Genomic DNA, 12,281 nt, shown 5'->3' with positions numbered 1-12,281 from the left:
GGGGCTACTGTCCCGCGCTAGCTGATTCGATGGACTTTTGCATGTCAGACAGTGCGGATTCCACGGACTTCTCCCCCTTGATGGCAGGGTAGGCGTTTTCCTGGATGGCTTTGGTCACTGCAGGGTAGAACGGCGTCACGGGGCGCGGTACCGCGTTTTCGATGGACGTCTTCAGGACCGGCAGGTACGGCAGCTTGGCCACGAGCTCTTTGTCCTCGTAGAGGTCACCGAGCACGGGGGCCAGCGAACCCTTGGTGGCGAAGAACTTCTGCTGCTCTGCGTTCGTCAGGAACTTCACGAAGTCCAGGGCAGTGGCCTTGTTCTTGGAGTACACGCTCACGGCCGCGCTGTGTCCACCCAGCGAGGAGGCACCGGGGCCGTCCTTACCGGGCAGGGCGGTCATGCCCAGGACATCCTTGACCTTGGATGATGCTTCAGTGGTGGCCAGGTTGTACACGTACGGCCAGTTGCGGTGGAAGAGGAGTTTCCCGTCCTGGAACGCCTGGCGTCCTTCCTCTTCCTGGTAGGTGATGGCTTCCTTCGGGATGTTGCCGTCCGCGTAGGCCTTCGCCAGGTTCTCGAGGCCAACCTTGGCTTCCGGAGTGTTCAGGCTCGGCTTGCCGTCCTTGTCCAGCACGGAACCGCCGAAGGAGTTGATGGCCTCGGAAGCGTTGACGGTGAGGCCTTCGTACTTCTTGAACTGGCCCGCGTAGCAGCCGATGTTGTTGGCCTTGGCGATGGAGCACATCTGCATCATCTCGTCCCAGGTCTTGGGCGGAGTGGGGACGAGGTCCTTGCGGTAGTAGAGGATGCCGCCATCGGAAGACACAGGTGCTGCGTAGAGGGTGCCCTTGTACGAGCCGGCCTCAATGGTGGGGTCCAGCATGCCCTTGGTGTCTACCGCCATCTTGTCCTTCAGCGGCTGGAGCCAGCCCTTGGCGGCGAATTCAGCCGTCCACACAACGTCGACGCTGGCAACGTCATAGTTGGGGTTCTTTGCCTGGTAATTCTGGACCAGGTCGTCGTGCTGCTGGTCGGCGGAGTCGGTCTGCTCCTTGAACGTGACCTTCTCGTTCGGGTGTGCAGCGTTCCATTTCTCAATGAGGGGACGGACAACGTTGCTGTTGTCCTTGCCCTGAACGTAGGTGATGGGGCCGCGGCCGTCGAGGCCTTGTTCAGCGTCGCCGCCACCACCCCCGCCCGTGGTGCCGCCTCCGCCACCACAGGCGGAAAGGGTTAACGCCAAAACGCCGGCAGTAGCTGCCGGCAAAAGGAAGTTAGGGGATTTCATATGTAGAGACTCCTCGCTGAGTGTCGAGCAAAATCGGCGGTGCGGTTGAAGTGGTGCCCATCACACTAGTAACGTTGCGGTGAGAAATGCAAGCGTTTACACCGAACTTTATGGAAAGGATATCTGTGGCACACAGCCCAGTCCCGACTGACGGCTCCTCGATCTCGGCGTGGTGGGCCAGCGCCGTCGTGTACCAGGTTTACCCGCGGTCCTTCGCCGATGCCAACGGAGACGGGATGGGCGACCTCCGCGGAGTGACGGCTCATTTGGACCACCTGCACAGGCTCGGCGTGGACGCCGTCTGGCTGTCCCCCTTCTATAAATCGCCCCAGGCCGACGCCGGTTACGACGTGGCCGACTACCGCGAAGTGGACCCGCTCTTCGGTACCCTGGCGGACTTCGACGACATGTTGCAGAAAGCTCACGGACTGGGGCTGAAGGTCATCGTTGACCTGGTGCCCAACCACACCTCGGACGAACACGCCTGGTTCCAGGAGGCCCTCGCGGCACCGCCGGGTTCCCGCGAGCGGGACCGTTACATGTTCCGGCCCGGCAAGGATTCCGTCCCCGGTTCCGGGAAGGGGGACCTGGCGCCGAACAACTGGAAGTCCATTTTTGGCGGACCGGCCTGGACCCGCGTCACGGAAGCCGACGGCGCGCCCGGCGAATGGTACCTGCACCTCTTTGACACCAAGCAGCCCGACCTGAACTGGGACAACGCCGAGGTTAAGGAGGAAATGCGCTCGGTGCTGCGGTTCTGGCTGGACCGCGGCGTGGACGGCTTCCGCGTGGATGTGGCCCACGGGATGGTCAAGGAGGCCGGGCTACCGGACTGGGAAGGCTCCGCAGCCATGGTGGAAGGAGCAACCGATCTTCCCGGCGACGCCCATGGCGGCCATACCGAAGCCGAAGAACCGCACCGCGCACACCCTGCAGCCGCCACGGACGCCGCCGCGGCAACAGCCGCCGACGACGAACACCAGGCGGTCTCGCCGCTCTACCCGCCGTCGCCGTTCTTTGACCAGGACGGCGTTCACGAGATCTACCGGGACTGGCACCGGGTGCTGGCCGAATATGACGGCGACCGCATGATGGTGGCCGAAGCCTGGGTGGAGCCGGCCGAGCGGCTGGCCCGGTACGTCCGCCCCGATGAAATGCAGCAGGCGTTCAACTTCGACTTCCTGCTGGCCGGCTGGGATGCCGGGCGGACGGCAGCGGCCATTGAGGCCTCACTGCGGGCTGCCGCCACGGTGGGTGCCACCACCACATGGGTTCTCAGCAACCACGACACCGTCCGGCACACCACCCGCTTTGGACTGAAGGACCCGACCACGTTCCCGAAGGGCATTGCTGCCGAGGATGAACAGCCTGACGCCGGGCTTGGCCTCGCCCGTGCCCGGGCAGCCACCATGGTTGCCCTCGCCCTCCCCGGCTCGGCGTACCTGTACCAGGGAGAAGAACTGGGCCTCCCGGAGCACACCACGGTTCCCGCCGAGGCCCGCCAGGACCCCACCTTCTTCCGGACGAACGGCATCGAGCGGGGCCGCGACGGCTGCCGGGTACCGCTGCCGTGGAAAGCCGCCGAGCCCGGTTACGGCTTTGCGTCAGCGTTCACCGGCAACGCGCCGGCCGCTCCCTGGCTCCCCCAGCCGGAGTCCTTCGGCGAGCTGGCCGCCGACCGGCAGGACGGCGTCGGCGGTTCCACCCTGGAGCTGTACCGTTCAGCGCTGGCCCTGCGCAAGGAACACCGGCTGGGCGCCGGGAGCTTCCAATGGGCCGACGTGCACGCACCCGAGGACGGGTTGCTCGCCTTCCACAACGGGGACATCCTGGTGATCGCCAACATGGGCCTTGCCCCCGCCACCTTGCCGGAGGGCTACCGGGTTGGACTGGCCAGCGCCGAGGAGGCGGTGACGGGCGGCCCGGCGGAATCCGGTTCGGCCGATTCGGCGGCGGACCCAGGCACCGACCAGGGCGGCGTGCGGAAACTTGCGCCGAACTCGGCCGCCTACCTCGTGGCGATCTAGCGGACGCGTTCCGCACGGCCGAAGCGGGAACGGGCGCCGGAGCCGATGTGGATGAGCACCGGGATGCGCTTGCCCACGACGGCGTCCAGCGCCTCCACGAGGGCCGAGACTTCGGCTGCGAGGAGGTGCGGCGCCACGCCCTGGCGGGGCTGCAGACGGATCTTCAGCGCTGGCTCGCCGCGGATCTCGTAGGTGGCCACAGTGGCGCCGGCCAGGTCCTGCCGCTCGGCCAAGGCCGCGCGCAGGGCTTGCTCGGCAACACCGCCGCCGATCCGCACGTTGCCCGGGAAATCCTCGGCGTCGTCCTCGGCAACAATCAGGTTGGCACGGCCCTTGCCCTGCTGGGCCACCCAGGCGACCATAAGGGCGGTCACCACTGCCAGCAGTAGCGCGATCACAGCCCACAGCCAGCTTTCCTGGCGGCCGGGAATGCCTGTTCGCTGGAGGAGCTGGCTGATGCCGCTCCACACGCCGGCGGACCATTGCTGCCACCACGAAGCCACTGCCGGAACGGTGGCGAGCAGGACCAGCAGCAGCCCGATGACCAGCAGCTTCACGCCCAGGATTCCGATCAGGATCCGGTTCAGGGTCCGGGGGGTGTTGTTCATGCCCCGATCACCCCCGAGGTTGCCACGTTGACGCGCACTTCGGGCATCCGTTCCGGAGCCATGTCCCGGAGTTCCTCGAGCACGGCGGCCAGCACAGCGTTCTCGCTCACCGGCACCCCGGAAGTGGGCCGCACGTTGACGGTCACCTGGCGCTGAGACACCACCACCATCACCTGTTCCTGCGTAACGTTCGCTGCCAGCCGGGCCCGGCGCGCCAGCGCCGAAGCGATCACTTCGTCATCAACAACAACTCCGGCCCGCGCGTCCGGGAGCAAATGCCGTGCCCGGCGGCCCGGCAGGATGGCGTTGAGCAGGAAGAACAGCCCCGCCATCGCCGTCACGGCTCCGATGACGCCGAGGAGCAGCGGCGGCATCCCCTGGGGAAGCGCAATGATGCGTTCCGCGGCGGTCTGCGGATCGATGAGCCACGGCGGCTGCCCGACTGCGCGCACCGCAGCTTCAAGGAGCCCGTAACCGCAAAGTACGACCACCAGCACCGCGGCGATCCCGGACACTGCGGCACGCGAGGAACGCGTTTCGCGGTCCAGGATCCGGCGCATACCGGCGCCCCGGGGATCCGGTTCTCCGGCGGCGGAGACGCCCGAGCTCCTGCCGGAGGCACCATTTCCCGCTGCGTGGCTGCCCTTTGAGCGGACGTCGGTGGCGTTGTTCACTGGACCCTTCCCCCTTCGCTGATGGCGGCGCCGCTGATCCGGATGTCCACCCGGCTCAGCTGAGCGCCGCTGAGTTCCGCAACCCGGTGCAGGATCACGGACCTGGCCGCGACGGCGCGTTCCCGGATGGACCCGCCGAAACCGGCGACGCGGCCGGGGTCGCGCAGGACCGTGGTCAGCGGGGGGATCCTGATGGGAAGGACGAGGGACAGCGCCAGCAGGCCGTCGTCGTCGGACCAGTCAGCCCGGACGTCGTGAGCCGGGACGCCCAGCGCTTCAGCCGCAGCTGCCCGCGCAAGACTGGTGAGCGCCTGCGTGCTGATGCGGTTGTGACCGGCCATCACGGAGCCGCCGGCCACGGTTCCGGCCGTGCTGCTCATGAGGATGAGCGCCGGCCCGTGATGGCATCGAACACGCTGCGCAGGTCAAGTTTCCCTTCCGCGGCACGGCCAAGAAGGGCACCGATCCCCATGAACAGCAGCGAGACGAGGAAGCCCCAGACGCCGAATTGGAAGGACATAAAGGCCACGAAGCCCCCCACTGCTATTCCCACCACGGTCAGGTTCACTGGATGGCCTCCCTCTCAGTCCGGGCTTCCACGGGCATGCCGGGCTTTGCCGGCCCCGCTACGTAGACGTCATTGATCTCCACGTTGACCTCGATGACCTGCAGGCCGACAAGCTCCTCCACGGCGGCATAGACGGCGGCGCGCACCTGGTCCGCCAGGGAATGCAGCGGCGTGCCGTAGACGGCCACGAGGTTGATGTCCACTGCCACCTGCGTCTCGCCGACTTCCGCGTGGACGCCGGCCGCGTGGTCCGAGCTCCCGACAGCGTCCCGGATTGCACCCAGGGCACGGGACGGGCCGGTGCCCAGCGAATAGACCCCCGGAACGGCGCGGGCGGCGATGCCTGCAACCTTGGCAACAGCCGTTTCGGAAATGACGGTCCGTCCGGTCCCGGCTGGCAGGGCAACGACTGGATCAGCGTGGGCCCCCGGCGCGGGATGTGGGTTCTGGTATTCCATCAGGCACTCCCCTTCTCTTGAACACCACCCTATCCCTTGGCCGCGACAACGGGCCGGACGCCGGTGAAAATCGCCAAGCCGAAATCAGCTATTTGCAGTTGGCGGCGAGCCAGGCCGTAACCGGGGTCATGGCGGCGTCGAACTTTCCGCTGGAGTAGACGGTCTGGTCGCTCAGCCCGGCGACAGCCACAGCATTGAGGTTGGCGAAGTCGGCCTTGAGCTCGTCCGGAACCCGTTCGGCGGTTTCACTGAGCTCAGCCTTGAGCTGCTCCAGCTCCGCTTTTTTGCCCTGGGCAGCCGAAAGCGGGAACAGCGAGGCGCCGGTGGCCTGCTGGGAGATGGTGGTGCACGCCTCCGCCGCGGAAGGGAAGTCCCCATACGGGCCGGAACTCTTGCTGGGACTCGGCGTCGCGGTTGCCGCGGACGTTGCGGGAGCGGACGACGACGGCGCGCTGCCGGCTTCCGGAGCGGAGCATGCGGTAAGTGCCAGTGCGGCGAAGAGGGCTGCTGCGGTCAGTGGGCGTGAAAGGTTTTTCAAAGGTCACATTTCTGGTCGAGATTGCGCCGCCCGATGTCCTTGAGGCTCGAGCGGCAATGGCGTTCTGTCCCCGGCGTGCGAGTCTAGCCCGGATGGCTGCCGGGATCCCAAGCGGGCGGCACGGCGGCTTCCCTTGACCGCAGCCGGGCGTCCGCATCTTGTCCGTATATATAGGGATAAAAAACCGCAGGGACGCCCGGATGAGATCCGGACGTCCCTGCTGGCTGCGGCGGGTGTTATGTTCTCCGCTGCGGGTTACTTGTAAAGGCCCTCGCCGCCAACCTTCAGGTTGGTGGGCAGGTAGCCGAACGGGCCGAGGCCGTTCTTGCCGAAGGTGCGGTCAACCTGGGACACACCGTCACGGAAGTTGATCTTCACGGTGGGTGAAAGCGAGCCGCCGCGAACGCCGTTCACGTTGTCGATGAAGGACTGCACCAGGCCGCCCGGCTGCACGTAGTGCGAGTAGGCCTGGAACTGGCGGCCGTTCTGGTTCGGGGTGGGTGCCTCCGGGGACTCGGACGGAAGGTTCAGGTCCGTGGGCGAGCCCAGGGCCAGGCCGCTGTTGTTCATCGGCTGGTAGTCGGATCGGACGCCGTCGCCGACGAAGCCGTAGACGCCGTCGGGGCCGCGCATGCCGGCCGCGTAGGTGAACTGGTGGCTGATGGTGAACAGGTAGTACTTGTTCTTGCCGCCTTCATTCTGGATGAAGATCTGCGGACGCTCGGTCTGGTCGTTGACGCAGTTGGCCGAGAGGATCGGCGGCAGGAAGGACCACTTGGTCAGGTCCTTGTTGTCCGCCACTGCCAGCCCCACGTTGGCCGTCTGGTAGTAGGCACCGCTGCTGTTGACCTCGTTGACGCTTTCGGCGTTCGGGTCGCCGGACTTGTAGCCGAGGTCCTCGGGCTTGCACTCGTATTCGCCGCGCTTACCGCCGGTGTTGCCTTCGAAGACCATGAAGGTCTTGCCCGGGTGGGCCGGGTCCGCGAATGTGTAGGGGTCGCGGAAAGCGAAGCCCGGGTTCTGTGCCTTGTTCTGGTACATCTTGCCGTCCGGCTCAAGCAGCTTGGTGTGCTTGAAGCCGTCGAACGTGACGCCGTTCTTGTCGGCGTGGATTTTGCCCAGCGCCTTGGCAATGGCCGCGTCCGGGGCGATGCCGCCGCCGCCCGCGTTGCGCTCGGCAACGTCGTAGAACGTGGTGGCGGTGTAGAACACGTTGACCTGATCGCCCTGCATCAGGCGGGTGGAGCCGGACCATTCGGTGTTGCCGATGGAAGCACCGTCAGCGAAGACGTGTCCGCCGTAGTTCCACTTGTCCTTCGCCGGGTCGGCATTGGTCTTGCGGAAGAAGTAGCCGATCCGGGCGTTCCAGTGGCGCTGGTCAAAACCGTAACCGGCGTGCCGGTCGGCAACCAGGGAGAAGATGACATCCCAGCCCTTGTAGCTGATCTGGTTGGCGTTTTCGTCGGTCAGGGACCACGTGTCCCAGACCCAGACGTCGTCGTTCATCGCGGGGAAATCCTCGGGGATTTCCGGCATGGTGACATCCGGGCTCATGGAGTTCTGTCCGGGGGCCACGGTGGAGTCGCTCTGCGCCATGATCTGCTTGGCATCGGCGCGGGTCCACTTTGAGGTGAAGTCGGCCGCCGGATCGTAGGCCTTCTGGCTGTGATCGGTGGGCAGCGGGAAGCCGGGGGTGGGTGCCGGCATTTGCTGGGTGGCGGGCGGGTCCGAAGGCTCGTTGGCCTGGGCCGACGGAACGGCAAGGAAGGCGGAAGCCGCCACGGCCGTTGCCAGTGCTGCGGCGGCGGGGCGCCACCGCAGCATCCGGTGTGTATTGGGGTGCTTGTGCATTTTTGCTCTTCTCGCGGAGTTGAGACCATTCGTGGAAGACGGGCGTGTGCCCTCATACCCCGAAACTCCGGTTGTCCCGATGACACGGCAGGCGTCATCGAGGACGCCTTTGTGTCGAGGGGACGGGGCTTGGGTAGGGCCCCTGGAGGCGATTCGGAAAGGACTCCTTTCCTGCGCCGGTCTCTACGCTGGCACGTCGAAGCATGCTTATCAAACCGTGTTTCAAGGCCCTAAAAACCGAGTTTCACTCCAATTGTGCAAGCGCTTACATTGCCCATTGCGCGCGCGTGCCACATCTCGTTTTCCCAGTCAAATGTTGCATCATAAATCAGACTTAGTGTGAAATGTCACCCTGCAGCAACCCGAAGTTCACCTTCTCCCACGGACCGGACCGGCTTCATCCCGAGCCTGTCACCAGCACATCCTGATAGGCTGCCCGGCCGTCGAACACGTTCAGCCCCACCTTGCCGGAGGACAACGAGGCATCCTCGACGGCGAGGATTTCTTCGCCGTCGAGCTTCACCGTCAGCCGCTCCCCCGCCGCGGCGGCCTCCAGGCTGTAACTGACGCCGTGGCTGAGCAGCACAGGAACACTGGCCAGGACACTGGCGGCGGGGTTGAAGACGCCGTCCTGCAGCTTGAAGATCCGAGCCAGCCGCAAGTTCGGGTCCAGGTTGACGTAGTACGCCGTGGCGCCGTCGGCCGAGGCCCGCAGCAGCACCGAACCCGCGCCGCCGTACCCCCGCTCCGGCACCCGGTGGCTGTTGATCATGGCCCCTGCATAGGGCCCGCTGCCGAAACGAACGGTCGCGGCCACCCGGACATCCGAGTACGTGGCGTTGCTCAGGGCGGTGGAGTCCTTGTCGAACGCGCCGGCCAGCCCCGCTCCCGTGCTTTCCCAACGGCCGCCGGGAACCACGGAATGGGAACCCAGGTTGTGCCTGGCCGTGCCGGTCACCGGGGGCAGTGCGGGCGACGGCGGCGCCGCAGTGAGGCGGGCGGTGTCCGCCAGTTGGTGTACTTTGACGGACACCAGCCGCGCCGTCCCGCCGGTGGCGCTGAAAGACAACCCGGTGGAGGACGGGCCCGGAAAGACCAAGGAAGTGATGGCTGCTGTGCCGTCCCCGCCGAAGAGCTCCACAGAGGAGGAGTCCACCAGGGCCCGCAACTTCACCCGCCGCTCGCTCCCCCCTCCGGCCAGCGCCACTGTTTCGGAACTCCACGCCGTGCTGGAATTGTCCGCCGCGGCACCCGCGAAATACCGGGTGAAGTCCGTCCGGCCGGATTGCCCGCGGTCCACCGTCATGGTGCCTGTGGCGGATGATCCCGTGCCGGCGGCGTAGCGGAGCAGCGTTTCCTGGACTTCCCCTCCGGAAGCGCCGCCCGTTGCGCCTTTGCGGAGCCCGAAGGTGAAGCCTGAGGCACCGCCGGAGGACGGGATGGCCACCTCGGCCTCCAGCTCAAAAGACCGGCCGGAAGCAGCGGCCAGCGGATTGGCCGACGTGGGCGTGACCGTCACCTCGGACGCCTGCCACGTGGCCGTTCGCAGGGCGGCCAGTTCGGTCACCGGTTCCTGCGTCAGCCGGAGCCCGGCGCCCGGAAGGTCCTTCAGGTTCAACTGCCGGGGGACACTCAACTGCCCGTTCCAGCGGCCGGTGGGCGGGCTGAAGGCATAGTCCCAGTTGCTCATCCAGCCCAGCATGATCCGCCGCCCGTCCGGGGCGCCAAAGAAGCTCATGGCAGCGTAGTAGTCTCGGCCGGAGTCGGCCTGCAGCACCTGCTCCGGCCCCGTGTCCGCGGTGAAGGATGTCCCGTTCCATGATCCGGTGACGTATTGCGCCGAGGAGCCGCTGGTGGGCCTCACGGCACCAGTGCTCCACCAGAGCACCCAGCGTTTGACGCCGGGCTGGCCTTCCACCGGCAGCTCGAAGAAGTCCGGACATTCCCAGACCCCGCCGCGGACCCAGTCGCCATAACCGAACGAGCTTGTGAAGGTCCAGTGGACCAGGTCCGTGGACGTGTGGAAACGCAGGTGGTCGCCGCCGGCCACCACCATGATCCACTTGCCGCCCGCCGCGTCCCACGTGACCTTCGGGTCCCGGAAGTCCCAGCTGCCGGCAGGGCCGCCGGGGTTTTCCACCACGGGCGCAGCCTGCACGATTGACCAGGTGCGGCCGTGGTCCTTGCTGTAGGCGGCGCGCACGGACTGGTTGCCGTTGGGGGCATCGTGGTTGAAGCTCGTGTAGAACGCGACAAGCCCCTGGCCGCCGTCGAACAATCCGCTGGAATCGTTGGCGTCCACCACCGCGGACCCGGACCACGACTCGCCTGCTGCCAAATGGGGCAGGGCAATGGGCAGCTGTTTCCAGTGCAGCAGGTCGGTGCTGACGGCGTGCGCCCAGCGGCCGCGGTCCTGGTGGAAGAGGTGGTATTCGCCGTCGAAATACACCAGCCCGTTGGGGTCCGAACTGTTCCCGGAATTCTGGCTGTAGTGGTACCCGGGCTGGTAGGGGCCGTTCATGTAGCTGGCGATGTCGTCCGCCCGGACGTTCTGGAAGTAGGCGCCGCCCCCGCTGACCCGCAGCCCGAATCCGCTGCCTTCCGCCTGCCCGGCCGGCCCGGCAACTGCCTGGATGCCGTTGATCAGCGCCGCGGCTTGTCCGCCGCGGACGGTGAGTTGGACGCGGTTGAGCTGGCCGGCGGCAAAACTGTCCGGCGGAACGGCCCCGCTGGCAAGGACGGTCCCGGTGGTGCGGTCCTTCAGCAGCACTGTTCCTGCTCCGGGGTCCACCCTGAGTTCGGTCCCGCCGGTACCGTCGGGCGCGCTCCGGACCACGACGGCGGCCGTTGCCGGAGCGGCGACGTCCAGGTCCAGGGAGGCGACGACGTCGGACGCCACGGCCGGGACGAAGCGTGCGGCGTCCGCTCCGGCGGCGAGGCCGTCGGTTGCTCCGCGCAGGCCGCGGACGTCCGGTTCCCAGCTGCCCGCTGCGGTGTGCCAGCCCTGCAGGGAGGTGTCCAGGCCCTTGAGGGTCATGCCCTGGAACAAGGCCGTGCCGTTGAAGGCGAGGAGGCCGACGTGGCCGGAGCCGTGGGCGGTGTCCGTCGCCGTGATTGCCGGGGCGTAGCCGTTGGGGTCCAGCAGGTCCGTCTGCCAGTGCACGGCGAGCTGGCCGCCGTCGGCCGTCACCCGCAGCCGGTAGACCGCGTTGACGGTGATGCCGGTCGCGAAGGTGCCCAGGGTGGCGTTGTCCTCGATCCGGTAGAGCCGCAGCCGGCCGGCGTTGGCATCCACTTCGGCCGCGTACCCGGTGGTCCCGGCTGTGTTGGTGCGAAAGAGGAGCGCGCCGACGGCATACGGCGACGTCACCTGGACATCGGCCGTGAAGTCCGTAACCTGCGGCGCCTGGCCCGTGGCGACAGCCCTGAGGTTGGCTCCTGCCGGAGCAACGCCCCGCAGGCCGGTGGCGCTGGCGGCCCAGCCGGCGCCGTCCGCCTGCCAGCCGCTGACGTTGGCATCGATGGCGCGGACCCGGGGCTCGCTGAAGTTCACCGAGCCGTTATAGGCGTGGAAGCCAACGTGGCCGCCCTGGTAGCGCTGGTCTGTGGCGTCGATCCGCGGCACTCCGTCCACCGCCACATAGATCCGGGGCCCGTCCACGTGGACGTCCACGGAGTAGCTCCGTCCGGTATCCAGCGGAACTGCGGCCGGAGGTGCCACGTCCTGGCCGGTGGCCAGGTCGAACAGCCGGACCCTGTCCAGGTTGGGATCGATGGTGGCCGCGTAGCCGCTGCTGGCGTCGGCTGCGCTGCGGAAGACCAGGGCACCCACCCCGTACGGGCTGCCGGGGTCGACTGAGACGCCGGCCGTGTACCGGGCGGTGCCGCTGACGCGCTGCTCGCTGATGGCGGCGGCGTTGCGGCCCGGGGGCGCGACGGCGGACTGGCCGCCGTCGGACTGCCTGGTCCAGTTTCCGCTGACGCCCACCACGTCCGGCATGGGACTGGTGCTGCTGCCCAGCGTGATCGGCCCCGTCGGGAAAGGGCTGCCCGGAACGGCCCGGGCGGGCGCGGCCAGCATGGCCGGGGCCAGGAGCGAGCCGGCCCCCAGCGTACCCAGGCCGAGTGCGGCGGCGGTAATACCTGCAACTAATCTTGTGGACATTCAGATCGCCTTTGATCTTGGAAATTCTCCGATACGGGGGCATCGATTGCTCCGTAACCGCCTTTATGAGCCTCCAAAAGAGCGGTTAGGGAGCAATCGAC

General features: G+C 67.0%; 10 protein-coding genes. 1 reads left to right on the top strand and 9 read right to left on the bottom strand.

What is annotated here, in order from left to right:
* Positions 1 to 4: 4 nt before the first annotated feature.
* Positions 5 to 1,291 carry an ABC transporter substrate-binding protein gene (locus ACFVWT_RS16465; RefSeq protein WP_390249647.1) on the bottom strand — a complete coding sequence of 429 codons (1,287 nt, stop codon included), beginning with the start codon at positions 1,289 to 1,291 and terminating at the stop codon, positions 5 to 7.
* 110 nt (positions 1,292 to 1,401) lie between these two features.
* Between ACFVWT_RS16465 and ACFVWT_RS16460 the strand changes: the two genes are divergently transcribed.
* The gene (locus tag ACFVWT_RS16460; RefSeq protein ID WP_390249645.1) at positions 1,402 to 3,318 is read left to right on the top strand and encodes an alpha-amylase family glycosyl hydrolase; all 1,917 of its coding nucleotides are present in this window, start codon (positions 1,402 to 1,404) and stop codon (positions 3,316 to 3,318) included.
* Here the strand turns inward: ACFVWT_RS16460 and ACFVWT_RS16455 are convergent.
* The 8 genes from ACFVWT_RS16455 to ACFVWT_RS16420 form a co-directional block, all read right to left on the bottom strand.
* Positions 3,315 to 3,926 carry a hypothetical protein gene (locus ACFVWT_RS16455; protein ID WP_390249643.1) on the bottom strand — a complete coding sequence of 204 codons (612 nt, stop codon included), beginning with the start codon at positions 3,924 to 3,926 and terminating at the stop codon, positions 3,315 to 3,317. The two genes, ACFVWT_RS16460 and ACFVWT_RS16455, sit on opposite strands and share 4 nt — an antisense overlap.
* On the bottom strand, positions 3,923 to 4,600 hold the full coding sequence (locus ACFVWT_RS16450) for a hypothetical protein (protein WP_390249641.1): 678 nt from the start codon (positions 4,598 to 4,600) through the stop codon (positions 3,923 to 3,925). Before ACFVWT_RS16450 ends, ACFVWT_RS16455 begins: the two co-directional genes overlap by 4 nt.
* On the bottom strand, positions 4,597 to 4,980 hold the full coding sequence (locus ACFVWT_RS16445) for a hypothetical protein (RefSeq protein ID WP_390249639.1): 384 nt from the start codon (positions 4,978 to 4,980) through the stop codon (positions 4,597 to 4,599). The genes ACFVWT_RS16450 and ACFVWT_RS16445 overlap by 4 nt, the downstream gene beginning before the upstream one ends.
* A complete protein-coding gene (locus ACFVWT_RS16440; protein WP_390249637.1) occupies positions 4,977 to 5,168 on the bottom strand; it encodes a hypothetical protein in 192 nt (63 codons plus the stop codon). The genes ACFVWT_RS16445 and ACFVWT_RS16440 overlap by 4 nt, the downstream gene beginning before the upstream one ends.
* Positions 5,165 to 5,626 carry an Asp23/Gls24 family envelope stress response protein gene (locus ACFVWT_RS16435; RefSeq protein ID WP_390249635.1) on the bottom strand — a complete coding sequence of 154 codons (462 nt, stop codon included), beginning with the start codon at positions 5,624 to 5,626 and terminating at the stop codon, positions 5,165 to 5,167. Before ACFVWT_RS16435 ends, ACFVWT_RS16440 begins: the two co-directional genes overlap by 4 nt.
* A gap of 88 nt (positions 5,627 to 5,714) precedes the next feature.
* The gene (locus ACFVWT_RS16430) at positions 5,715 to 6,164 is read right to left on the bottom strand and encodes a hypothetical protein (protein WP_390249633.1); all 450 of its coding nucleotides are present in this window, start codon (positions 6,162 to 6,164) and stop codon (positions 5,715 to 5,717) included.
* A gap of 255 nt (positions 6,165 to 6,419) precedes the next feature.
* Positions 6,420 to 8,015 carry a glycoside hydrolase family 68 protein gene (locus ACFVWT_RS16425; protein ID WP_390249631.1) on the bottom strand — a complete coding sequence of 532 codons (1,596 nt, stop codon included), beginning with the start codon at positions 8,013 to 8,015 and terminating at the stop codon, positions 6,420 to 6,422.
* A gap of 397 nt (positions 8,016 to 8,412) precedes the next feature.
* A complete protein-coding gene (locus ACFVWT_RS16420) occupies positions 8,413 to 12,180 on the bottom strand; it encodes a GH32 C-terminal domain-containing protein (RefSeq protein WP_390249629.1) in 3,768 nt (1,255 codons plus the stop codon).
* Positions 12,181 to 12,281 lie beyond the last annotated feature (101 nt).

The organism is Arthrobacter sp. NPDC058288, from assembly GCF_042880995.1.
In the GTDB taxonomy this organism is placed as follows: domain Bacteria; phylum Actinomycetota; class Actinomycetes; order Actinomycetales; family Micrococcaceae; genus Arthrobacter.
The sequence above is the reverse complement of the archived record's forward strand: the minus strand, read 5'-3'. Positions and strand labels throughout refer to the sequence as shown.

Excerpts from the sequence above, each read along its gene's own strand:
- ACFVWT_RS16465 (WP_390249647.1), bottom strand. The coding sequence starts at position 1,291 with ATGAAATCCCCTAACTTCCTTTTGCCGGCAGCTACTGCCGGCGTTTTG.
- ACFVWT_RS16460 (WP_390249645.1), top strand. The coding sequence starts at position 1,402 with ATGGAAAGGATATCTGTGGCACACAGCCCAGTCCCGACTGACGGCTCC.
- ACFVWT_RS16455 (WP_390249643.1), bottom strand. The coding sequence starts at position 3,926 with ATGAACAACACCCCCCGGACCCTGAACCGGATCCTGATCGGAATCCTG.
- ACFVWT_RS16445 (WP_390249639.1), bottom strand. The coding sequence starts at position 4,980 with ATGAGCAGCACGGCCGGAACCGTGGCCGGCGGCTCCGTGATGGCCGGT.
- ACFVWT_RS16435 (WP_390249635.1), bottom strand. The coding sequence starts at position 5,626 with ATGGAATACCAGAACCCACATCCCGCGCCGGGGGCCCACGCTGATCCA.
- ACFVWT_RS16425 (WP_390249631.1), bottom strand. The coding sequence starts at position 8,015 with ATGCACAAGCACCCCAATACACACCGGATGCTGCGGTGGCGCCCCGCC.
- ACFVWT_RS16420 (WP_390249629.1), bottom strand. The coding sequence starts at position 12,180 with ATGTCCACAAGATTAGTTGCAGGTATTACCGCCGCCGCACTCGGCCTG.